Source organism: Usitatibacter rugosus, assembly GCF_013003965.1.
GTDB classification, from domain to species: domain Bacteria; phylum Pseudomonadota; class Gammaproteobacteria; order Burkholderiales; family Usitatibacteraceae; genus Usitatibacter; species Usitatibacter rugosus.
In genome coordinates, this window is sequence record NZ_CP053069.1 from 2,557,571 (window position 1) to 2,580,333 (window position 22,763).

Annotated in this window: 19 protein-coding genes; 11 read left to right on the forward strand and 8 right to left on the reverse strand. The window is 67.7% G+C overall.

Going from position 1 to position 22,763, the window contains the following annotated elements; all coding sequences use genetic code 11:
- Window positions 1–18: 18 nt before the first annotated feature.
- The 7 genes from lepB to rpoE all read right to left on the reverse strand — a co-directional run bounded on the left by lepB (window position 19) and on the right by rpoE (window position 7,004).
- On the reverse strand, window positions 19–828 hold the full coding sequence (lepB, locus tag DSM104443_RS12055; RefSeq protein WP_171096447.1) for a signal peptidase I: 810 nt from the start codon (window positions 826–828) through the stop codon (window positions 19–21).
- Between the two features lie 182 nt (window positions 829–1,010).
- Window positions 1,011–2,804 (reverse strand): translation elongation factor 4, encoded by a 1,794-nt coding sequence (lepA, locus tag DSM104443_RS12060; protein WP_171092553.1) that lies wholly within the window; start codon window positions 2,802–2,804, stop codon window positions 1,011–1,013.
- 88 nt (window positions 2,805–2,892) lie between these two features.
- Window positions 2,893–3,084, reverse strand: coding sequence for a glutaredoxin family protein (locus DSM104443_RS12065; protein ID WP_212756638.1), 192 nt, complete (start codon window positions 3,082–3,084; stop codon window positions 2,893–2,895).
- 50 nt (window positions 3,085–3,134) lie between these two features.
- Window positions 3,135–4,706, reverse strand: coding sequence for a Do family serine endopeptidase (locus tag DSM104443_RS12070; protein ID WP_171092557.1), 1,572 nt, complete (start codon window positions 4,704–4,706; stop codon window positions 3,135–3,137).
- Between the two features lie 99 nt (window positions 4,707–4,805).
- On the reverse strand, window positions 4,806–5,777 hold the full coding sequence (locus DSM104443_RS12075; protein WP_171092559.1) for a MucB/RseB C-terminal domain-containing protein: 972 nt from the start codon (window positions 5,775–5,777) through the stop codon (window positions 4,806–4,808).
- Window positions 5,774–6,325 (reverse strand): sigma-E factor negative regulatory protein, encoded by a 552-nt coding sequence (locus DSM104443_RS12080; protein WP_171092560.1) that lies wholly within the window; start codon window positions 6,323–6,325, stop codon window positions 5,774–5,776. Before DSM104443_RS12080 ends, DSM104443_RS12075 begins: the two co-directional genes overlap by 4 nt.
- A 79-nt stretch (window positions 6,326–6,404) precedes the next feature.
- Window positions 6,405–7,004 carry an RNA polymerase sigma factor RpoE gene (gene rpoE, locus DSM104443_RS12085; protein WP_171092562.1) on the reverse strand — a complete coding sequence of 200 codons (600 nt, stop codon included), beginning with the start codon at window positions 7,002–7,004 and terminating at the stop codon, window positions 6,405–6,407.
- A gap of 228 nt (window positions 7,005–7,232) precedes the next feature.
- Between rpoE and nadB the strand changes: the two genes are divergently transcribed.
- The 10 genes from nadB to DSM104443_RS12135 all read left to right on the forward strand — a co-directional run bounded on the left by nadB (window position 7,233) and on the right by DSM104443_RS12135 (window position 19,192).
- Window positions 7,233–8,867: an L-aspartate oxidase gene (nadB, locus tag DSM104443_RS12090; RefSeq protein ID WP_171092564.1), complete on the forward strand. Its 1,635-nt coding sequence runs from the start codon at window positions 7,233–7,235 to the stop codon at window positions 8,865–8,867.
- Entirely contained in the window at window positions 8,864–10,315 is a 1,452-nt protein-coding gene (locus DSM104443_RS12095; RefSeq protein ID WP_246232186.1) for an NAD(P)H-hydrate dehydratase, read from the forward strand. Before nadB ends, DSM104443_RS12095 begins: the two co-directional genes overlap by 4 nt.
- A gap of 117 nt (window positions 10,316–10,432) precedes the next feature.
- Window positions 10,433–12,076 (forward strand): electron transfer flavoprotein-ubiquinone oxidoreductase, encoded by a 1,644-nt coding sequence (locus tag DSM104443_RS12100; RefSeq protein ID WP_212756639.1) that lies wholly within the window; start codon window positions 10,433–10,435, stop codon window positions 12,074–12,076.
- 36 nt (window positions 12,077–12,112) lie between these two features.
- Window positions 12,113–12,544, forward strand: coding sequence for a CBS domain-containing protein (locus DSM104443_RS12105; protein WP_171092566.1), 432 nt, complete (start codon window positions 12,113–12,115; stop codon window positions 12,542–12,544).
- A gap of 22 nt (window positions 12,545–12,566) precedes the next feature.
- Window positions 12,567–13,136 (forward strand): DUF4337 domain-containing protein, encoded by a 570-nt coding sequence (locus DSM104443_RS12110; RefSeq protein ID WP_171092568.1) that lies wholly within the window; start codon window positions 12,567–12,569, stop codon window positions 13,134–13,136.
- An 8-nt stretch (window positions 13,137–13,144) separates the two neighbouring features.
- Window positions 13,145–13,801: an ABC transporter ATP-binding protein gene (locus DSM104443_RS12115; protein WP_171092570.1), complete on the forward strand. Its 657-nt coding sequence runs from the start codon at window positions 13,145–13,147 to the stop codon at window positions 13,799–13,801.
- Window positions 13,798–16,305, forward strand: coding sequence for an FtsX-like permease family protein (locus DSM104443_RS12120; protein ID WP_171092572.1), 2,508 nt, complete (start codon window positions 13,798–13,800; stop codon window positions 16,303–16,305). Before DSM104443_RS12115 ends, DSM104443_RS12120 begins: the two co-directional genes overlap by 4 nt.
- Before the next feature lie 10 nt (window positions 16,306–16,315).
- A complete protein-coding gene (locus DSM104443_RS12125; RefSeq protein ID WP_246232189.1) occupies window positions 16,316–17,410 on the forward strand; it encodes a lipocalin-like domain-containing protein in 1,095 nt (364 codons plus the stop codon).
- A gap of 19 nt (window positions 17,411–17,429) precedes the next feature.
- The gene (locus DSM104443_RS12130; RefSeq protein ID WP_171092575.1) at window positions 17,430–18,743 is read left to right on the forward strand and encodes an acyltransferase family protein; all 1,314 of its coding nucleotides are present in this window, start codon (window positions 17,430–17,432) and stop codon (window positions 18,741–18,743) included.
- Complete coding sequence (locus DSM104443_RS12135; RefSeq protein ID WP_171092578.1) at window positions 18,632–19,192, forward strand: DNA-3-methyladenine glycosylase I; 561 nt, start codon at window positions 18,632–18,634, stop codon at window positions 19,190–19,192. The genes DSM104443_RS12130 and DSM104443_RS12135 overlap by 112 nt, the downstream gene beginning before the upstream one ends.
- A gap of 13 nt (window positions 19,193–19,205) precedes the next feature.
- Here the strand turns inward: DSM104443_RS12135 and DSM104443_RS12140 are convergent, their stop codons facing one another.
- Window positions 19,206–20,420, reverse strand: a complete 1,215-nt coding sequence (locus DSM104443_RS12140; protein WP_212756640.1) for an MFS transporter — start codon at window positions 20,418–20,420, stop codon at window positions 19,206–19,208.
- A gap of 79 nt (window positions 20,421–20,499) precedes the next feature.
- Here DSM104443_RS12140 and DSM104443_RS12145 point away from each other — a divergent pair, with 79 nt between their 5' ends.
- Window positions 20,500–22,758, forward strand: coding sequence for a DUF1631 family protein (locus DSM104443_RS12145; protein ID WP_171092579.1), 2,259 nt, complete (start codon window positions 20,500–20,502; stop codon window positions 22,756–22,758).
- The last annotated feature ends 5 nt before the right edge of the window (window positions 22,759–22,763 follow it).

The following is a 22,763-nucleotide window of genomic DNA, read 5'->3' on the forward strand; positions in this document are numbered from 1 at the left end:
TTGGATCCTCCCCGAATCCTATTCGATGCCGTTGCCGATGCGCTTCAGGTCGCCGAAATTCATCCACACCAGAAATGCCCTGCCCTTGATGTGGTCGTCGGGGACGAAGCCCCAGTATCGGCTGTCGCTGCTCTGGTCTCGGTTGTCACCCATCATGAAGTAGTGACCCGGCGGGACCGTGCAGCGGAATCCTTCGTCATTGTATTCGCAATTGTCGCGGTATTGGAATTGACGGACCTGCGCCAGGTCCACCACGGGCTGCGACGGCACGACCATCATGCGGTGGTTGCGGTTGCCCAGCTTCTCGATGAATTGCGGCAGGCGCGTGTAGTTCACCTCGGCGTCGGTGTAGAAGCCCGAGGCCTGCACCGCGACCGGGGATCCGTTGATTGCGAGGCGCTTGTTGCGGAACTCCACCACGTCGCCGGGAATGCCCACGACACGCTTGATGTAGTCCACCGAAGGATCGACCGGGTAGCGGAACACGACGACGTCGCCGCGATCGACCGGGTTGATCTCGACGATCTTCTTGTTGATGACCGGCAGGCGGATGCCGTAGGTGTACTTGTTCACGAGGATGAAGTCGCCCACGAGGAGCGTCGGCTTCATCGAGCCCGAAGGGATCTTGAAAGGCTCGACCCAGAACGAGCGGATCAGGAACACCACGATGATCACGGGGAAGAAGGCGCGCGCCATGTCGACCACGATCGGCTCGGCGGTGCCGGAGCTGCGGCGCGGCCGGGCGAACCTCGCGTCGTAGAGCCAGATCAGGCCCGTCAGGACCGCGGCCATCAGCAGCACGGCGGCGAAGTCGGTGAACTTGAGCATGAGGCCCATCAGCGCGATGAAGAGCACCGGCCAGGCGACCTCGAGCAGGCCCTTCCTCGCTTCCGAGCGAAGCACGCCGCCGCGCGTGGTGACGAAATCCCAGCCGATCAGCGCGAACGACAGCGCCGCGGCCACCATCGCGATCATTTCCCAGTCCAGTCCGCCTTGCTGCATTCCGTCTCCTACTTGGATTCGACCTGCAGGATGGCGAGGAACGCCTCCTGCGGGATCTCGACGTTGCCGACCTGCTTCATGCGCTTCTTGCCGGCCTTCTGCTTCTCCAGGAGCTTCCGCTTGCGCGAGATGTCGCCGCCGTAGCACTTGGCGAGCACGTTCTTGCGCAGGGCCTTGATGTTCTCTCGCGCCACCACGTCCGAGCCGATGGCCGCTTGCACCGCCACGTCGAACATCTGGCGGGGGATCAGCGTGCGCATGCGCGAAGCGAGCTCGCGGCCGCGGTACTTGGCGGTCTCGCGGTGCACGATCAGCGACAGGGCATCGACCTTGTCCCCGTTGATCAGGATGTCCAGCTTCACGAGGTCGCCGGCGCGGAACTCGCGGAATTCGTAGTCGAGCGACGCGTAGCCGCGCGAGTTGCTCTTCAGCTTGTCGAAGAAATCCATCACGATCTCGTTCAACGGCATGTCGTACGTGAGGATCACCTGCCGCCCCGCGTATTGCATGTTCACCTGGGTGCCGCGCTTGATCTCGCAGAGCGTGATCACCGGGCCCACGTACTCGTTGGGCATGATGATCGTGGCGCGGATGATGGGCTCGCGGATCTCCTCGATCTTCGACGCGTCGGGCAGCTTGGACGGATTGTCGATGTCGATCACGGTGCCGTCGCGGAGCGCCAGCTGGTAGATCACCGTCGGAGCCGTGGTGATCAGCTCCATGTCGTACTCGCGCTCGAGGCGCTCCTGCACGATGTCCATGTGCAGCAGGCCGAGGAAGCCGCAGCGGAAGCCGAAGCCCAGCGCCTGCGAGGTCTCGGGCTCGTAGCGGAGCGACGAATCGTTGAGTTGCAGCTTCTGCAGCGCGTCGCGCAGCGCCTCGTAGCGGTTCGACTCCACCGGATAGAGGCCCGCGAACACCTGCGGCTGGATCTCCTTGAAGCCGGGCAGCGGCTCGACGGCCGGGCGCTCGACGGTGGTGACGGTGTCGCCCACCTTCGCGTCCTTCAGCTCCTTGATGCCGGCAATGATGAAGCCCACCTCGCCCGCGCCGAGACTTTCGCGTTGCAGCGACTTCGGCGTGAACACACCGACCTGCTCCACGAGGTGCTTGGCCCCCGTGGCCATCAACAGGATGTTGTCCTTGGGCTTGAGGACACCGTCCTTCACGCGAACGAGGATCACCACGCCCACGTAGTTGTCGAACCAGGAATCGATGATCAGGGCCTTCAGCGGGCCCGTGGGGTCGCCCTTGGGCGGCGGGATGCGCGCGATCACGGCCTCGATCACGTCGTCCACGCCCTCGCCCGTCTTGGCGCTGCAGAAGACGGCGTCGGTGGCGTCGATCCCGATCACTTCCTCGATCTCCTGGATCACGCGGTCGGGCTGGGCCGACGGGAGGTCGATCTTGTTCAGGACCGGCACCACGTCCACGCCGAGCTCGGTGGCGGTGTAGCAGTTGGCGACCGTCTGGGCCTCGACGCCCTGGGAGGCATCCACGACCAGCAGCGCGCCTTCGCAGGCGGAGAGCGAGCGCGAGACTTCGTAGGAGAAGTCCACGTGGCCGGGGGTGTCGATCAGGTTCAGGCGATAGGTCTTGCCGTCGCGCGCCTTGTACGAAAGGGCCGCGGTCTGCGCCTTGATGGTGATGCCGCGCTCGCGCTCGAGGTCCATGGAGTCCAGCACCTGCGATTCCATCTCCCGCGAGGAGAGGCCGCCGGTGCGCTCGATGATGCGGTCGGCCAGCGTGGATTTCCCGTGGTCGATGTGCGCGATGATGGAAAAGTTGCGAATGTGGTCCATGAAGCCGGAATTGCCCTTGTAGACGCGCAAAAGGCCCGTGACAACGAACAAAGGCCACAGAAACGTGGCCTTTTTGCGGTGCAACATTCTACTTCATTCGGGCCAGCCGCGCATCCAAAGCCGGGACGTCGAGATGGTAGTGGCAGATCTCGATCTCGCCATCCAGCAGGACCGGGACCTTGTCGCCCCACTTCTCCTCGAGCTCGGGGCGGCTGTCGACGTCCACGACGTCCACATCGAAAGAAAATCGGCCCTGCAACTGCTGCAGGGCCGAGATCATGTCCTGGCAAAGGTGGCAATACTCGCGGGAGAGTACCGTCAGCTTTGGTTTCAACCTTCGTCCGGGCGGAAGGGCACGACGCGCGTGCCGCTCTCGTCGGCCACCACGAGGGTGACCGGCTTCTTCGCGTCGAGCTTGGCGATGGCGTCGTTGAAGGACTTCACGTTGGTGATCGCGACGTTGTTCACTCGCAGGATCACGTCGCCCGGCTGGATGCCGGCGGCGAGCGCCGAGCCATCCACGGCCTCGACCTCGACGCCGCCCGTGACCTTGAGCTTCTTCCTCACGTCGTCCTTCATCTCGGTCACGGCCACGCCCAGCTTGGTGGTCTTCACCTCGGATTTGGCCTTGGCGGAGGCGACCTTGGTGGTCTCGCCCTCTTCCTTCAGCTCGCCTACGGTGACGGCAACGTCCTTCATCTTGCCTTCGCGCCAGACCTGCACGTTGATCTTGCTGCCCGGCTTCACCTGGCGCACGTAGCGCGAGAGGTCCGGGGAGCCGTCGATCGTCTTGCCGTCGATCTTGAGCACCACGTCGCCCGCCTGCAGGCCCGCCTTGCCGGCCGGGGAGTCATCCTCGATGCGCCCGATGACGGCACCCTGCGCCTTCGGCAGGTTGAGCGACTCGGCGATGTCCTTGGTGACGGTCTGGATCGACACGCCGATGCGCCCGCGCGTCACGCGTCCCCCCGCCTGGAGCTGGTTCGCGACGTTCATCGCGAAGTCGATGGGGATGGAGAACGAGATGCCGGCGAAGCTGCCCGTGCGCGAGAAGATCTGCGAGTTGATGCCGATCACCTCGCCCTTCAGGTTCAGCAACGGGCCGCCGGAGTTGCCCGGGTTCACGGCCACGTCCGTCTGGATGAACGGCACCGCGTCCATGTTCGGATCCGAGAGGTTCTCGCGGCTGGTGGCGCTGATGATGCCGGCGGTCACCGTGTTGGAGAAGCCGAACGGCGAACCGATCGCGATGACCCATTCGCCCACGCGGGCCTTGGTGGAGTTGCCGATCTTCACGACCGGCAGGCCCGTGGCCTCGACCTTGATCACGGCGACGTCGCTGCGCTTGTCGGCGCCGATGACCTTGGCCTTCAGCTCGCGCTTGTCGGTGAAGCGAACGGTGATCTCGTCCGCATTCTCCACCACGTGCGCATTGGTGACGATGTAGCCATCTTGCGAAATAACGAAGCCGGAGCCGAGGCCCAGCGGGCGCGCGGGACCACGGCGCTGTTCCGGGGCCGACTTGCCTTCGCCCTTGGGCGCTCCGCGCCCTTCGGGAGCGCCACGGCCTTCCGGCGGCATGAAGCGGCGGAAGAACTCGTAGAACGGATCGTCCTCGGAGAGCCCCGGCACGTTCAGCGCGGCCTGCGCCTTGCGCGTGGTGGTGTTGATGTTGACGACCGCGGGACCGTACTTGTCCACCAGGTCCGCGAAGTCGGGCAGCACCTGCAGCTGCGCGCCCGAGGGCGTGGTGATCGGTGCCTGGGCCAGTTGCACGGGCACGGCCGGAGCCTGCGCCTGGGCATTGGCGGACGGGTTGTGCGAGAAAGTGAGCGCGCCGGCGCCGGCGATGCCCAGCGCGACGGCAACGCCGACCGCGAGGGTATTCAATCGTTGTGTCATGTGGGAATCCTTTTCAGCGGGCGCCCCTGCAGAGCGACACCCGATGGTGAGGGAAAGTACTGCTTCTAATTGTTGTAGATGGTGACGAGTGTAAAGGGTTCAAGGACGGCGCGAGACGCTCCGGCCGACCTGCTGCGCGGCGGCGATGGGAACCTCGCCCAGGACCGTGACGACATTGTCGCCCGCGGGACGCACGAAGAAGCTCGTGGTGCCCTCCTCGCTCGCGGCTTCCGCGGGGCGCGCGGGCATGCCGGCGGGCTCCACGAAGACGCTGATGGTCGCGAGGCCGTCCGAGAGGACGATCTGCGAGACGGGCAGCTGGCGGCCCGGCATCGTCCTGCGCATTTCACCAATCTTGCGATAGCCGGCGGGCAGGTTCGTCACCTCCCAGCCGGTGTCCACGCCCTTGGCCTCGTCGCGAGGCTGGGCATCGGTGGTCCAGCTCTTCACGCGCGACTGCAGCGTGGGCTTCACGTCGCTGCGGGCGACTTGCGAGCCCATCTTCAGGTCGGTGAAAGTCCACTGCTCGATCACCTGCTTGCGCTCGTTCAGCGTGCGCGCGCGCAGGAGCAGGCCCGTGGTGACCTCGACGCAGAGGCGCTGCGCGTAGCGGAGCGCATCCTTCGGATCGAGGCGGATCCACTGGCAATCCAGGCCCAGCATGCGTTCCTGGTTGCCGAGCTTGAGCGTGTAGTTCTCGGCGAGGGCCTCGGGCGGCCCGCGGAAGATCGAGGGGAAGAACCGGGCGGAGACGCGCTTGTCCAGCCGCATGGTCTTCTGCTCGGGCATGTAGCAGATCATGTCTTCGCCGCGCCGGACGATCTCGTGGGGCTGGCCTTCCAGGGGCTCCACCCTTTCCTGCTCCACGCCATCGATGATCGCGTGGGCGATGCGGACCGTGGAGGTGCGCTCGCCGTTGGTGTGGACGAAGGTGCCCGAGTAGGCGGACGTGCGCGAAGCATTGGCGGCACGTTGCAGCCATGCGAGCGGGTCATCCTGGGGCGCGGCCTGGGCTCCCGCCGCCGCGCCGAAGGCGAGCGCGGGAAGCCATGCTTGGGTGACGCGCATCATCGAGCCGGCACGATGGTGCGGCTGGCAACCGTACGGTATTGGTCCGGAGACGGCATCTGGCGGTGCGCGGCGAGGTAGTCGGTCACCTCGATGGCGGCATAGGCAGGCTCCGCCGGGCGGATCTGCGAAACGGGCGTGCTGGCCTGCAGCGTCGGAACGTTGGCCTGCATGGTGACGCCGGCCTCGTTCTTCGCCATGCCCTCGGGCGCGCGGCCCGTCATGCCCTGGGTGCCGATCCAGCCGACGACGCCGATGGTGGCCACCGAGGCTGCGGCCGCGAGCGCGATCCGCCCGAAGGTGGACGTGCGGCTGCGAGATGCGCTGGAAGCGCGGGGTGCGAGAACCGTTGGCTCCTGCGCCAGGGCTCCCATCACTCGCGCCGAGACGTCGAACGGGCGGCAGTCCTTGCCGCGCATCGCGTCGCCGATGAGGTGATAGGTATCCCAGGCCTGCTTGCCTTCGGGGGTTGCACAACAATCACCGATGGCCTTGGCGCTCGCGTGGGTATCGAGCTCACCGTCCATCAGCGACGAAATTTCCTGGTTCATGTGCTGCTCCTGTCCTGCATGAGTTGCCGCCCTGCTGCGTATTCTGGTTATGGTTGTTTTGTGTTGCGCTTGCGTGCCGCTACCAGCGTTGATCCTTGCTCGTGCCCAGCTGCGGGCGAAGCCTCTCGGCCACTGCTTCCCTTGCCCGGAAGATGCGCGACCGGACCGTCCCGATCGGGCAATTCATGATCTGTGCGATCTCCTCGTACGAGAGGCCGTCGATCTCGCGAAGCGTGATCGCGGTGCGCAGCTCCTCTGGCAGGGCTTCGATCGCATCGTTCACCGTCTGCGCGATTTGCTTTGTAGCCAACTCGCTTTCAGGCGTATTGATGTCTCGCAAACCCGAGGCATCTTCGAAGCCTTCCGCCTCGTCGGAGTGGTACTCCGTGGAGGTCGGCGCGCGGCGGCCCAGCGCGATGAGGTGGTTCTTGGCCGTGTTGATGCCGATGCGGTAGAGCCACGTGTAGAAGGCGCTGTCGCCGCGGAAGTTCGGCAGGGCCCGGTAGGCCTTGATGAAGGCTTCCTGGGCGACGTCCTCGATCTCGCCGGGGTCGCGGATCACGCGGGAGAGCAGCCGCTCGAGCTTGCGCTGGTACTTGATCACCAGCAGCTCGAAAGCCCGCTTGTCGCCACGCTGGGCTTTTTCGACCAGTTGCTGGTCGATTTCACGATCGCTCATCCGGGCTGGAGCCTGTGTTGTTCTCGTCGGGGTGGAAGTTGCGCCACCCGTAAGGGCATGCGCAGCGACATCACCCACGAAAGGCCGGGTGGCCGCTTGCGGTAGTATAAACGTCAGGTTTTTCATTCCCTTGCCGTCATCGCGCATGGAGCATGGCTCATAGAGCGGGCTGGTTGCAAATAGTTCCACGCGTTGCAAGGTCTTTCCATCTCCCGGTCCAACCTTTCCGTGGCTGACTACGACGTTTTGATCATTGGCAGCGGCCTGGCCGGACTCTCCGCCGCCCTTCGGCTCGCCCCGACCCGGCGCGTGGCCCTGGTGACCAAGCAAGAGCTCCTGGACGGCGCCTCCGCCTGGGCCCAGGGGGGCATCGCCGCCGTCCTGGACAGCACCGACTCGGTCGAAAGCCACGTTCGGGACACCCATGTCGCCGGGGCGGGCCTCTGCCACGACGATGCGGTGCGCTTCGTGGTCGAGCGTGGCCGGCAGTCAGTGGAGTGGCTGATGGCCCAAGGGGTTCCCTTCACCCGCGAAGACGGCACCCAGGACGGCCTGCACCTGACCCAGGAAGGCGGCCACAGCCACCGCCGGATCGTCCACGCCGCCGATGCCACCGGCCGGGCGGTGCAGAAGACCCTCGTGGGCCAGGTGAAGAGCCATCCCAACATCGAGGTCCTGCAGCACCACATCGCGATCGACCTCATCACCAACCGGAAGCTCGGCCGCGGTGGCGAAGACCGCGTCTGGGGTGCCTACGTCCTGGACAAGGACGCCGGCCGCGTGAAGACCATCGCGGCGCGCCAGACCATCCTGGCCACCGGGGGTGCCGGCAAGGTCTATCTCTATACGACGAACCCCGACACGGCCACGGGCGACGGCGTGGCCATGGGCTGGAGGGCCGGCTGCGCCGTGGCGAACATGGAGTTCATCCAGTTCCACCCGACCTGCCTCTACCATCCGCACGCCAAGTCGTTCCTGATCAGCGAGGCGGTGCGGGGCGAAGGCGGGATCCTGCGGCTCCCGGACGGCGAGCGCTTCATGCCGCGCCATGACCCGCGGGCCGAGCTCGCGCCGCGCGACATCGTTGCCCGCGCCATCGACTTCGAGCTGAAGCGCCTGGGCCTGGATTGCGTGTATCTCGACATCACGCACAAGGGGCCGGAGTTCATCCGCCACCATTTCCCGACGATCTACGAGCGCTGCCTCGAGTTCGGCATCGACATCACGAAGGACCCGATTCCCGTCGTGCCCGCGGCCCACTACACGTGCGGCGGCCTCGTGGCCGACCTCCACGGCTGCGCGACGCTGCCCGGCCTCTACGCGCTGGGTGAAGTGGCGAGCAGCGGCCTGCATGGCGCCAACCGCCTCGCCTCGAATTCGCTCCTCGAATGCCTCGTGTTCGCCGAGGCCGCCACCCGGCACATCCTCGGCCAGGGCCCCTCGCCCGTGCCGAAGCTGCCCGACTGGGACGAAAGCCGCGTCACCGACGCCGACGAGGAAGTGATCATCGCCCACACGTGGGAAGAGCTGCGGCGCTTCATGTGGAACTACGTGGGCATCGTCCGCACCACCAAGCGCCTCGAGCGCGCGCGCCACCGCATCCAGCTGCTGCAGGAGGAAATCGACGAGTTCTACTCGAGCTTCCGCGTCTCGAACGACTTGCTGGAGCTTCGCAACCTCGTCACGACGGCCGAGCTCATCGTGCGCTCGGCGCTGGCCCGGAAGGAAAGCCGCGGCCTGCACTTCAGCCGCGACTTCCCCGAGACCCTGCCCGAGGCGCGCGACACCGTGATCATTCCCGGCGTGGCCGCCGCCGCCCGCCCCACCGTTCGCGACACACCGCTCGCCGCGATCGCCCCGTGAGCGCCCCAGCGCTCCTCAACAACGCCGAGCTGCGCGTCGTCGAGCAACGCTTCCGCGACGCTTCACCTCCCCTGATGGAACGCGCCGGCCGCGCGAGCGCCGTGCTCGCCGCCTCGATCGCCGGTGAGCGCGGCGGGCCGATCGTCATCGTCGCCGGGCCGGGCAACAACGGTGGCGACGCATGGGTTGCCGCGCAGCATCTGGCGCAGTCCTTCCACCGCGTGACCGTATTCGACGTGATGGGCACTGCGCCCCGCGCATCCGAAGCCGTCGCGGCGAAGGCGGCTTACGGCGCCGGCGGCGGCACAGTCGTTCGCGAATGGCCCGCGAGTGTGCGTCCTTCGCTGGTGATCGATGGCGTGCTCGGCATCGGATCGACGCGCGTGCCCGAGGGTGCGATCGCCGCGGCGATCGAGCGCATCAATGCGTCCGGCGCGCGCGTGCTGGCGCTCGACATAGCGAGCGGCATCGATGCCGACACGGGTGTGGCACGCGGGGCCGCCGTGCGCGCCGACGACACGCTCACCTTCATCGCGATGAAGCCGGGCCTCTTCACCGGCGATGGCGTCGAGCATTCCGGCGTCGTGCACCTGGACGACCTCGACCTCGGCGCCGAGCTGGGCGAGTCGCGCGGCATGCTCCTCGAATGGGAAGCGGTCCGCGCGTGGCTCGAGCCGCGCCGCGCGAACGCGCACAAGGGCAGCCATGGAACGCTCGGAATTTTGGGCGGCGCGGCGGGCATGACGGGCGCGGCGATCCTCGCGGGACGCGCGGCGCTGCGCACAGGCGCGGGCAAGGTGCTGGTCGGCCTCTACGACGAGCGCGCACCGGCCTTCGACCCCGAGGCTCCCGAGCTGATGTTGCGCAAGCCCGCGGACGTCCTCGACGCCGATGCGCTGGTGGCCGGACCGGGAAGCGGATCGAGCCCCGCCCTCGCCACCGCGATCGCTTTCGAGAAGCCGATCGTCCTCGATGCGGACTCCCTCAACGATCTCGCGAAGAACGCCGCGCACCGCAAACCGCTCAAGGCCCGCAAAGCCGCGACGATCCTCACGCCCCATCCGGGTGAGGCCGCACGCCTGCTCAACACCGACACGAAGGCGATCCAGGCCGACCGCATCGCGAGCGCGCTTCGCATGGCGGAAGAGTTCAACGCGCACGTCGTCCTGAAAGGCGCGGGCAGCATCGTGGCCCATCCCGATGGAACGTACGCGATCAACACGACCGGCAACCCCGGCCTCGCTTCGGGCGGCACGGGAGATGCGCTCGCGGGGATGATCGGCGCGATGCTCTGCCAGGGGCTCGACGCCCCGCGCGCCCTCGCCTTCGCGGTCTGCCTCCACGGCGCCGCCGCCGATGCGTGCGTCGCGCGGGGCGTGGGTCCCGTCGGCCTCACGGCCTCGGACGTCATTCTCGAGGCTCGCGCACTTGTGAACTCGGAACCCTAAGGCGAAAGGCGTCCTCCGCAGATAAACACAGATAAACGCCGATAAACCCAAGATTTTTTCATCGGCGTTTATCTGTGTTTATCTGCGGAGGACGCCTTTTGCATTAATCTTTTGAAAATGAGCGAACGCGAATCGATGGAGTTCGATGTCGTCGTCGTCGGCGCAGGCCCCGCGGGCCTCGCCACGGCGATCCGTTTGAAGCAACTCGCACAGCAGAACAGCCGCGAGGTGAACGTCTGCGTCGTCGAGAAGGGCGGCGAGGTCGGAGCCCACATCCTCTCGGGCGCCGTCATCGACCCGCGCGGCCTGGCCGAGCTCTTCCCGGACTGGAAGGAGCGCGGAGCACCCCTCACCCAACCCGTCACCGAGGACCGCTTCCTCTTCCTCACCGAGACGGGCTCGTTCCAGGTGCCCGGCTTCGCGCTGCCCGGATGCTTCACCAACCACGGCTACTACACCGCGAGCCTCGGCACGCTCGTGCGCTGGCTGGGCCAGCAGGCCGAAGCGCTGGGCGTCGACGTGTATCCGGGCTTCGCGGCCCAGGAAGTCCTCTACACCGAGGACGGCAAGGTGCGCGGCATCGCGACCGGCGACATGGGCATCGGCAAGAACGGCGAGAAGACCGCGCGCTACGCACCCGGCATGGAGCTGCTCGCCAAGTACACCGTCTTCGCCGAGGGTTGCCGGGGCCACCTCGGCCGGCAGCTCGAAGCGCGCTTCAAATTGCGCGAGGGCCGCGGGCCGCAGGTCTACGGCATCGGCCTGAAGGAGCTGTGGGAAGTCGCGCCCGAGAAACACGTGCCGGGGCTGGTGGTCCACACCGCGGGCTGGCCGCTCGATAGCGAGACCTACGGCGGCTCGTTCCTCTATCACCTGGACAACCGGCAGGTCGCGGTGGGCTTCGTGGTGGGGCTCGGGTACAGCAACCCGTACCTGCACCCGTTCGAGGAATTCCAGCGCTACAAGACACACCCCGCGATCCGCGATTTCTTCGCGGGCGGCCGGCGCCTGTCGTACGGCGCGCGGGCCATCACCGCGGGCGGCTTGCAGTCGCTGCCGAAGCTCACGTTCCCGGGCGGCGTGCTCGTGGGCGACGACGCGGGCTTCCTCAACGCCTCGCGCATCAAGGGCAGCCATGCCGCGATCAAATCCGGAATGCTCGCCGCGGATGCCGCGTTCGAAGCGCTGGGCGCCGGCCGCTCCGCCGACGAGCTCTCCGCCTACCCGGCCGCGTTCGAGAAGAGCTGGCTGCACGAGGAGCTGCACCGCGCCCGCAACTTCAAGCCGTTCATGTCGAAGGGCCTCTACACCGGCGCCTTCCTGGTGGGCGTGGACCAGATGCTCTTCCGCGGCAAGGCGCCGTGGACGCTCGCCCATGCCCACGCCGACAACGAGACGCTCAAACCCAAGACGGACGTGGCGCCCATCGCGTATCCCAAGCCCGACGGGGTCCTCACCTTCGACCGGCTCTCCTCGGTCTTCGTGTCGAATACCAACCACGAAGAGGACCAGCCCGCCCACCTCACCCTCAAGGATCCCGCCGTCCCGATCGTCGTGAATCTTGCGGTTTACGACGCGCCCGAGACGCGCTACTGTCCTGCAGGGGTCTACGAGATCGTTCGGGAAGGCAGCGAGCCCCGGCTGCAGATCAACGCCCAGAACTGCGTGCACTGCAAGACCTGCGATATCAAGGACCCGACCCAGAACATCGTCTGGATCGCGCCCGAAGGCGGCGGGGGTCCCAACTACCCCAATATGTAATGCCGCAGTGGCATTCTTCGCGAAGGAGGACTGGCGATGAAGACCGTCTCGGAGCTCCTGAAGGCCAAACCCACCCGTGTCGTCGCCGTGAAGCCCGAGGACTCCGTCCTCGACGCCATCAAGGTCCTCGCGCGCGAGAACATCGGCGCGGCGATCGTGATGGTCGGCGATCGGCTCGCCGGCATCTTCTCGGAACGCGACTACACGCGAAAGGTGATCCTCAACGGCCGCTCGTCGGACACGACGCGCGTCGAGGAGATCATGACCTCCAGCGTCGTCGTCGTGAGCCCGCGCACGCACTGCCGCGAGTGCATGGCGCTCATGACCGAGAAGAACATCCGCCACCTCCCCGTGGTGGACCAGGGGCGCGTGATCGGGATGGTCTCGATCCGCGACATCGTGGGCGATATCATCGCGGACCAGGATTTCACCATCGAGCAGCTCGAGCACTATATAAGCGGCCAGTAACGACGAAAAGGAAAAGCAACGCATGTCCGGTCACGGAGTACACGTCCACGGTCCCCACGACCACGCAGTCGAACACGCAGGACAGCATGGCGGCGATCTCGGCCAGAAGATCGCGATCTTCACCGCGGTGCTGGCAACCGTCGGCGCCATCGTGAGCTTCCTCGGCGGCCACACCCAGAACGAGGCGTTGCTCTACAAGAACGAGGCGGTCTTGAAGAAGACCGAAGCCTCGAACCAGTGGAACTACTTCCAGGCCAAGAGCACGAAGCAAGCGCTGGCGGAGTTCGCTGCCGGCCTTACGACCGATCCCGCCAAGGCCGACAAGTACCGCGCGAGCGTCGATCGCTACGAGAAGGAAAAGGCCGAGATCAAGAAGGAAGCCGAGCGCCTCGAGGAGCAATCGAAGGCCGCGTCCGACAAGAGCGCCCACGCGCTGCACCCGCACGAGCACCTCGCGATCTCCATGACGCTGCTGCAGATCGCGATCGCCCTCGCCTCCATCACCGTGCTCACCCGCAAGCGCTGGCTGATGGCCGGCGCAGGGCTCGCCGCCCTTGCGGGCGCCGTCTTCGGGGTGATCGCCTGGATCTGAGCTAGGCCATGCTCGAGGTCCGCGGCCTCGCGAAGTCCTTCGGTCCGGCCGCGCTCTTCGAGGCGGTCGATCTCGACGTGGCGGCCGGCGAGCTGGTGGCCATCGTCGGCGAGTCCGGCTCCGGGAAATCCACGCTGCTCAACATCGTCGCGGGCCTCGACCGTCCCGACCGCGGCACCGTGCGGCTGGACGGTGCTGCCCTGCCCTACGGCGACGACGATGCGCTGGCCCTCTGGCGGCGCGCCCACGTGGGCTTCGTGTTCCAGGCGTTCCACCTGCTGCCGTATCTCACCGTCGCCGAGAACGTCGCGCTGCCGCTTGCGTTGAACGGGGTCGAGTCTTCGCAGCGACTCGAGCGTGCCCGAGCCGCGCTCCAATCCGTGGAGCTCGTCGCGCATGCCGACCGCAAGCCCGGCACGCTCTCCGGGGGCGAGGCGCAGCGCGTTGCGATCGCGCGGGCCCTGGTGCACGCGCCGCGGCTGCTGCTCGCGGATGAGCCGACGGGCAATCTCGACGAAGGGCATGCCGGACAAGTTCTGGAGTGCCTGCGCGCGGAAGTGAAGCGAACGGGTGCCGCGGCGCTCGTCGTTACGCACTCGGCGCTCGCCGCGGCGGCTTGCGATCGTCGCCTGCGCCTGGCCGGACGGCATCTCGCACCGGCATGAACGCGGCGGTCCTGCTGCAGTTGCTGCGCGGCGCGGCCATCGGCCAGCGCGTGCGGCTCGCCCTCACCCTCTCGTGCATCGCGCTCGGCGTGGCGCTCGCGGGAGCGGTGCACACGTTGCACGCGTCCGCGCTGACGGAAGTCGACCGCGCCGCGCGCACGCTCGCGGGAAGTGCCGACCTGGAGATCCGCGGACCCCGCAGCGGCTTCGACGAGGCACTCTTCCCGAAGATCGCCCGGCATCCGGAAGTGCTCGCGGCCAGTCCTGTCGTGGAGCTCGAGGCGTCGCTCGCCAATGGGAAAGACACGCTGCATGTGATGGGTGTGGATCCGTTCCGTGCGGCTCGCCTGCAGCCCGGCTTCCTCGTCGGCGAGGCGAATTTCTCGTGGGCCGCCGAGGGGCTCGATTCCGCGAATGCCTGGCTCACGCCCTCGGCCCTGGCTCGCCTCGGCGTGAAGGTCGGCGGAACGGTCGCGCTTCGGTCGGGCCCCGGGACCGTCGAGCTGCATGTCGCGGGCGTGTTGCCGCGGCTCGATGCGGGTGGCGAGATCGCGGTGATCGACATCGCCTCGGCCCAGGAGCGCTTCGATCGGCTCGGAAAACTCTCGCGCATCGACCTGCGCCTGCGGGCCGGTGTGGATGCAGAGGCGTTCCGCGTCGCGCTCGCAGCCGAGCTTCCACCCGGCGTGGTTGCCATGCCGCCTGCCGCGATCTCGGGACGCGCCGCGTCGCTCACGCGCGCCTATCGCGTGAACCTGAACGCGCTCGCTTCGATGGCATTGCTCACCGGCCTCTTCCTCGTCTTCTCGACGCTCGCGCTGCAGGCCGCTCGCCGGCGGGAGGAATACGCCCTGCTTCGCGCGCTCGGCGTCACGCGCGGCGGCCTCGCGCGCCTCGTGCTGGTGGAAGGCCTGCTGGTCGGGCTCGCCGGCGCGGCGATCGGAACGCTGGGCGGACTCGCGGTGAGCCGCGTCGTGCTCGAACGCTTCGGCACCGACCTGGGGTCCGGTTACTTCCGCGGCATCGAGGCCACGTTCGCGCCCGATCCATGGGCGTTGTCCGCGATCGCGTTCCTCGGCATCGCGACCTCGCTCGCCGGTGCGTGGGCCGTGGCGCGCAGTGCCAGCCGCGTGGAGATCGCCTCGGCGCTTCGCGAGCGCGCGCACGACCTGCCGGCCGGAGATCGGCACGCGCTGCCTGTCGCCCTGGGTCTCATTGTTGCCGGTGTTCCGTTCCTCTGGGCACCGCCCGTCGGCGGCCTTCCGCTCGGCGGCTACACCACCATCGCGCTCTGGCTCGCGGCCTCGGCGTTGCTCGTGCCTCCAGCCTGCCGCGCCCTTCTCGCGCGCTTCGCGCCCACGCGCGATCCGATCGCGCACCTGGCCGCCGCGCAGTTCCGCCACCTCCCCGGCCATCTTGCGGCGAGCGTGGCGGGCATCGTCGTGTCCGCATCGCTCTGCGCCGCGATGGTGGTGATGGTGCATTCCTTCCGCGTCTCGCTCGACCGGTGGCTCACCAGCGTGATCGGCGCGGATCTCTACGTGCGGGGCGCGGAAGGCGACACCGTCACCTTCAGTCCCGAGCAACAACGCGCGATCGCGGCGCTTCCGCAGCTCGCCCGCGTCGACGTGATGCGCTATGACCGCCTCACGCTCGGCGCCGACGTGCCGCAGGTGACGCTGCTCGCGCGCACCCTCGATGACCGCGTGCTGCGCGGCTTCCAGGCCGAGCCCGCGTCGCGGCCCGAGAACACCAAGGCGATACCCGTGTGGGTGAGCGAGGCCGCGGTCGATCTCCATGGATGGCGCAAGGGCGAGCCGATGACGCTTCCGATCGGCGGACGCTCGACCGAGGTGTTCGTCGTCGGAACCTTCCGCGACTTCGCGCGGACCTGGGGCGCCGTGCTGATGGACATCGAGGACTACCGCCGCCTCACCGGTGACCTGGCCGCCAACGACCTCGCGGTGGATCTCACCGATCGGGCCCGCACGAGCGAGGCACAGGCCGCGATCCGCCTCGCACTCGCCGACGCTCCGGCCCTGCGCATCGAGGACGCAACGGGACTCCACCAGCGTTCGCTCGACATCTTCGACCGCACGTTCGCGGCCACGTACGCGCTCGAGGCGGTGGCCCTGGTGATCTCGCTCGCGGGTCTGACCAGCAGCTTCGCCGCCATCGCCTGGTCGCGGCGGCGCGAGTTCGGCGTGCTGCGCCACCTGGGCCTCCGGCGTCGCGACGTGCTGCGGATGCTCACCGTGGAAGGCGCCGTTGCCGGAACGCTCGGCGCGGCGATTGGTCTCGCCTCGGGCGCGGCGATCAGCGTCGTGCTGGTGCAAGTGGTGAACCGCCAGTCGTTCCATTGGGGCATGGAGGTGCACTGGCCGTTTGCGGCGCTCGTCGCCCTTGCCACGGCGCTGGTTGTCGCGTGCGCCATCGGGGCGCGCTGGAGTGCCCACGCGGCGGTTCGCGAGGAAGCCGTTCGAGCGGTGCGGGACGATGCGTAGCCTCATTCGCGTGCTTGTCCAGGCATTCGCCGGTACGTTGGTGCTCGCGAGCGTGTCGCTGCTCGCGGGCACGTTGCTGCTTACCGGCACAGCCGTAGCATCCGACACGGCGACCTACGATCCCGTCGTCCCCGGCCGCGCGATTCGTCTGCCGGAAGACGCCGGAGCGCATCCCGGACATCGCCTCGAGTGGTGGTACGTGACCGGCCATCTCGATTCCGACGAGGGCCCGCTCGGATTCCAGGTGACGTTCTTTCGCGCACGCAATCCCGATGCCGAGGGACGCGCGAGCCGTTTCGCGCCCTCGCAGCTCCTCTTCGCACACGCAGCGCTCGCGCAGCCATCGCACGGGCGCCTGCGCCACGAGGAGCGCAACGCCCGCGCCGGCTTCGGCCTCGCCGAGGCACGCACCGGCGGGACCGACGTCTTCATCGACGACTGGTCGATGAAATTCGCGGAAGGCGCCTACCGCACGCGCATCCCCGGCGACGCGTTCACGCTCGACCTCACGATGCGGCCCACGCAGCCGCCGATCCTGCAGGGCGACCGGGGCTTCAGCCGCAAGGGACCCTCCCTGGAATACGCCAGCTACTACTACAGCGAGCCCCATCTCGAGGTCACCGGCACCGTGCGGGTCGGTGGCAAATCGCTTCCTGTGCGCGGTACCGCGTGGCTCGATCACGAATGGTCCAGCGCTCCGCTCGCCAAGGAGGCCGTCGGTTGGGATTGGGTGGGCCTCAACTTCGAGGATGGCGCCGCCCTGATGGCCTTTCGCATGCGCGGCCGCACCGGCAATGTCGTGTGGGCCGGCGGTACCTATCGACCCGCCCGCGGAGAACCGGTCACGCTCGGCCCCGACGATGTTCGCTTCACGCCGCTGCGCTCGTGGAAATCGCCCCGAACCGCGACCGACTATCCCGTCGCGATGGAGGTGCGCGCCGGCGGACGCACCTGGAAGCTGGAGCCGCTGCTCGATGACCAGGAGCTGGACGCGCGCGGCAGCACCGGCACGCTCTACTGGGAAGGCGCGGTGAAGGTCACGGGCTCCTCCGCGGGCAAGGGCTACCTCGAGCTCACCGGTTACCGCGAGAAGCTGCCGTTCTGAGTCCGCTATCATCGCGGCCATGACGGCGAACGTGCTGCGCGACGTGCATCCCGAGCAGGGCGTTCGCGCCGAGGTGGGCGAGATCGCGGCCATCGAGGCGCTGCGCGGCGTCGCGGTGCTGTGGGTGATCCTCTTCCACTACTGGGTGCTGCGCGTGGACGCGTTCCCGAAGGATCCGTGGAACGCCTTCATCGCCTCGGTGCCGCCGCTTCGCGCGATCGTCTCCAACGGCTACCTCGGGGTCGAGCTCTTCTTCCTCATCACCGGGTTCCTGCTCACGCTGCCGTGGTTCCGCCACGCACTGCAGGGCCGGCCCGCACCCTCGGCCCGCGGCTTCTACGTGCGGCGGATCCGGCGCATCGTGCCGGCCTACTACGTGCAGCTCTTCTTCCTGATCGTGGTGTTCGTGCCGCTCTACTACGGCTCGAACTACTGGATGAGGAACCTCGGGTACCTCGCCTACAACATTCCCGCGCACCTCTCGTTCCTGCACTACACGACGCCGCTGTCCTCGGCGTCGATGAACGTGAACGGCGCGCTCTGGACGCTGACGCTCGAGGCGCAGTACTACGTGATCCTCCCGCTGCTGGCGCCGCTCTTCGTGCGCGCGCCCTGGCGGACGCTCGTGGCGCTGCTGGTGATCGCGACCGCCTGGCGCTGGTTCTCGCTGCACGACATGAATGCGTTCGTGGCGTGGCAGAAGTCGCTGGCGTACAAGGATGTCCCCGAGTCGGCGATCCGCCACCTGGTGGAGACGCAGCTTCCGGCCTTCCTCGGCCACTTCGCGCTCGGCGTGATGCTGGGACGCGCGTGGCTGCTGTCGAAAGGGGGTTGGAGCCCTGCCACCACCGCAGCGTGGGTTGTCGCGGCCTGCGGCGGACTCACGATGGTCTACCTCGTCCACTCGTCGCTGCCCGGCTTCTTCGGCGGCTCGACGTGGGCCACCGCACCGATCGCCTTCGCGCTCGCGATGCACGTGGCGATCACCGTGGCCCCACGCATCGGGCAGGCGCTCGCGATCGCCCCGCTTCGCTTCCTGGGCCGCATCAGCTACTCGGCCTACCTCTACCACCTGCCGTTCCTCTTCAACTGGAACCTGTACGGCCCGGCGGACTGGGGCTGGATGAGCTTCGCCACCTACGCCACGATGGTGCTCGCCGTCTCGTACCTCTCGTACCGGTTCGTCGAAATCCCCTTCATGAAGCCCGCACGGAAAGAGCCATGGCCGACAAACGCTGCCCCTGGTGCCTCGGGAGCCCCGAGTACATCGCCTACCACGACCGCGAGTGGGGACGCCCCGTCCACGACGATCGCGTCTTCTTCGAATTCCTGATCCTCGAGGGCGCGCAGGCCGGGCTCTCGTGGTCGACGATCCTCGCCAAGCGCGAGAACTACCGGAAGGCCTTCGCGGGCTTCGACCCGGTGAAAGTGGCTCGCTTCACGCCCGACAAGGTGAAGAAGCTGCTGCTCGATCCGGGCATCGTTCGGAACCGCCTGAAGGTCGCGGGCGCCGTGAAGAATGCGAAGGCGTTCCTCGCCGTGCAGAAGGAGTTCGGAAGCTTCGATGCCTACGTGTGGCGCTTCGTCGGTGGCAAGCCGAAGGTGAATCGCCCTCGCTCCACCAAAGGCGTTCCCGCAACGACGCCGGAGTCCGATGCACTGTCGAAGGACCTCAAGAAGCGCGGCTTCACGTTCGTCGGCTCCACGATCATGTACGCCTTCATGCAAGCCACCGGCCTCGTCGACGACCACATCGCCGGATGCCCCGCCGCAAATAATTAGGGTCTGACCCTAATTATTTTCGAGACTTCGCTCCGACGGTGAGGGCCGTCGTGATCGCCAGGAGCTGGAGTGCTGCGGCGCCCCAGAGGACGTGGGTGTACTGGCCGGCGTCCATCATCGGCCCGAAGACCAGCGGCGCGACGGCGAATCCGACATCGAGTCCCGAGTACGTGAAGCCGTAGACGCGTCCGAAGGCGCGCTGGCCGAAGGTGCTCGTGGCTGCACGGCGCACGAGGATGTCTCGCGACGGGCCGGAGAAGCCCACACCGAACCCCATCACGGCCATCAGCACGGGCAACGCAACCGCCGGCAGTACGGCCGAGGCGATGAGGCCCGCGGCAACGGCGGCGACCGAGAGCGCGATCGCGACGCGGCGGTCTTGCCCATCACCCTTCGCGGCAAAGAAGCCGCCGGTCGCCGTGCCCGCCGCGCTCGCCAGCAGGTACGCGGTCAATGCCGATGCCGCCATCGGAATGGACACGTGATAGACGTTCGTGAAGACCGGCGTGGAGTAGTTCTGCAGCGCGCCGAAAGCGAGCGTCACGATGAAGAAGAATGCGAAGCAGAGCCACACCGTGGGCGCGGCGAGGAAGTCGAACGTTCCACCCGATTTCTTGCCGTCCGGTTCCGCGGCAACTCGCGCATCGTCCAGCGTGCGGCGATTGAGGAAGGCCACGATCAAGGCAAGCACGCCCACCAACGCAGCCGTCACGCCCGCGGCCCGCCAGTTCCAAGCCGAGGCGATCGTGGTGAGCAGGACCGGCGCCATGGCCCAGCCGAGATTGCCGGACAACCCGTGCACCGAGAACGCATGGCCCAGCCGCGGCGTGGAGACTCGGCGGTTCAGCAGCGTGAAGTCGACGGGATGGAACACCGAGTTTCCGAGCCCCGCGAGGAAGGCCGCGCCGAGCAGCATCGCCATGCTGGTGGAAGCGGCGAGGAGCAGGCCCGAGACGATGAAGAGACCGATGCCGCCATAGAGCACGCGTAGCGCCCCGTACCGATCGACGATGAACCCCGAGAGCGCCTGCCCGATGCCCGAGACGACGAAGAACACCGTCATCGTGAGGCCGACCTGCGTGAAATTGAGCCCGAAGTCCGCCATCAGCCACGGAAACAGCGACGGGAACATGAAGTGGTAGAAGTGCGACGTGCCGTGGACGTACCCCACCAGCGAGATGACGGTGGCGTCCTGTCGAAGCGTGGTAGGGAGCGAGGCGGTGGACACGGCAAATCCGGGGCAAGTAGCGGAAATTATATATGGCCTACACTATTCGAAAGGTCCGCCCTTTCATCAGCGACGAACCATGAACGAATCCCGTCCCGCACGCCCCGACAACGCCCTCCTCGACGAGGTGCGCTCCGGCATTGCGCTGCCCTTCGGCGACGCGATCGCCTCGGCCGTGCCCGCGGTCGTGGAGGTGCTGGAGCAGCAGCTGATGCAATCGCCCGAGCGCACTCAATGGAAGCCGCTCAAGGGCGCCATCGCGATGCTGCGCGACGGCGGCCGGGCGCTCGGGGGCCGGGCCCGCGACCGTTTGATCGCCCGCTTCGACGCGAAGCTGACGCCGGGCGCCGACACGCTCGGACAGACCGCGCGCTTCTCGCTCGAGTCGCTCTCCCTGGTGGCGGACGACGAGATGCAGGAAGAGATCCTCCTCGGCAACGCCACGCGCCGGCTCAAGGACCAGTCCGACGAGGAGCTCTTCGCGCTCACCCATCGCCTGGCATCGATCCTCGGGCGCGACTCGCTGCCCGACGAGATGAACCCCGTCTTCCCGCGCGTGTTCGCGCGTGCGCTCCTCGATGCCATCGGCGAAGGCGGCATCGACCTGCAGGGCCGGCTCGCGGCGTTCGGCGCCTTCGGGCCCGCGATGCTCGAGGTCGTGCCGCAGTGCTACGCGGCGGCCAATCGCTTGCTGCGCGAACGCGGCGTGATGCCCGATTTCCGCAAGGCCTACGGCTCCGTCGTGAATCCGGAGAACCGCGCGGTGCGTGCCGGTGATGCCGGCGCGGCGGGTGCGTTGGGGACCGGCGCCGCCGCCCCGCCCACGCACGCGTCGAGCCCGGCGGCAGGTTCCGCAGGTTCGGCGGCGTCCGCGCCCGCAGACCCAACCGCTGCCCTCTTCGAACGCCTCGTCTCCGGTGGTGGTGCACGTCCCGCCGCGCCCAGTGCCCCGCCGCCTTCGACACCGGGCCTGGTGACGATCCAGGTGCGGCCCGAGCTCGTGGCGGCCCTGCGTGCGCTGGAGTCCCGCATGCCTGCCGATGCGCAGGGCTCCGCGGCTGGCGCGATGCCCATGGCCCCGTCCGCGATGCCGTCCTTCGGTGCCGCGCCCGCGGGCGGCGACGACGCCTTCATCATCGCCGAGCCCCTCTATCCGGTCGTCATCCCGCGCATCAAGCGCGAGATGGGCGCGGCGCTCACGCCTTCGGATGCCGTCGTGGCCGATCTCGTGGCGGCCCTCTTCGAGCGACTCTTCGCCGATGAGCGCCTCGCCGATGGATTCAAGGCGCAGGTGGGCCGCTTGCAGCTCCCGGTCTTCAAGGCCGTGATGCAGGACCGCGCGTTCTTCACCGACAAGAAGCATCCGATCCGCGAGCTGATCGACGTGATGGCTCAACTCGGCGGGGCCGAAGCTTCGGTCCAGGTCGACGGCAAGGCGCCGGTGGAATGGGTCGCCGGGGCGGTCGAGGCGATCGTGATCGAGCATGGGGAGGACCCGGGCACGTTCGCGCGCGCGGCACGCCACCTGGGCGAGATCCTCGAGCGCCACGCCGAGGCCGCGCTCGAGCACGACGAGGACGTGCAGGTGATCCGCCAGCGCGAGACGCAGCTGGACGGCATGCGCGAGGCCACGCTCGCGATCGCCCACCGCCTCGCCGCCGGCCACTACGCGCCCCACGTCGCCGACTATCTCTATCGAAGCTGGCGCGAGGTGATGGTCTTCGACTATCTTGCCGGCGGCGAGGCGGGCGACGACTGGAAGAGCGACATCGAGACGCTCGACGACTTGCTGTGGCTCATGACGCCGCGCTTCACGCTGCCCGAGCGCGAGCGCATGGTGTCGCTGCTGCCCTCGCTCGCGTTCCGCGTGCGCCTGGGCCACGTTCGCGCCAGCATGGACGGCGATCGCTCCGCGGCCCTGGTCGAGGAGATGAAGGAGCTGCACGAGGAGCTCACGCGCTCGCGCACGGCCACGACTCCGGCAAGGCCGTTGCGCAAGGCCCCGCCCGCCGAGGCGACGGTCCCCTCCCCCGACGACTACACGGCCACGCTCAGCATCTCGAGCGCCACGCTCGCCGAGGAAGGCCTGTTCCGCGGCGCGTGGTTCGAGTTCATCGACACGGACGGCACGCGCCACCGCTGCCGCCTGAACTGGATGAGCCCCGTGCAGGGCACCTGCCTCTTCAAGGACCTCGACCAGAACCGCTCCTTCGCGATCGGGCTCCTGGATCTTCGCGAGCGCCGCCGCGTGGGCACCGTGCTCAAGGTGGACGGTCCCGGCGTGGCCCAGGCCTCGATCGAAGGCGCCATCGCGGACGTGGCCGGAGGGCTCGTCTAGAATCG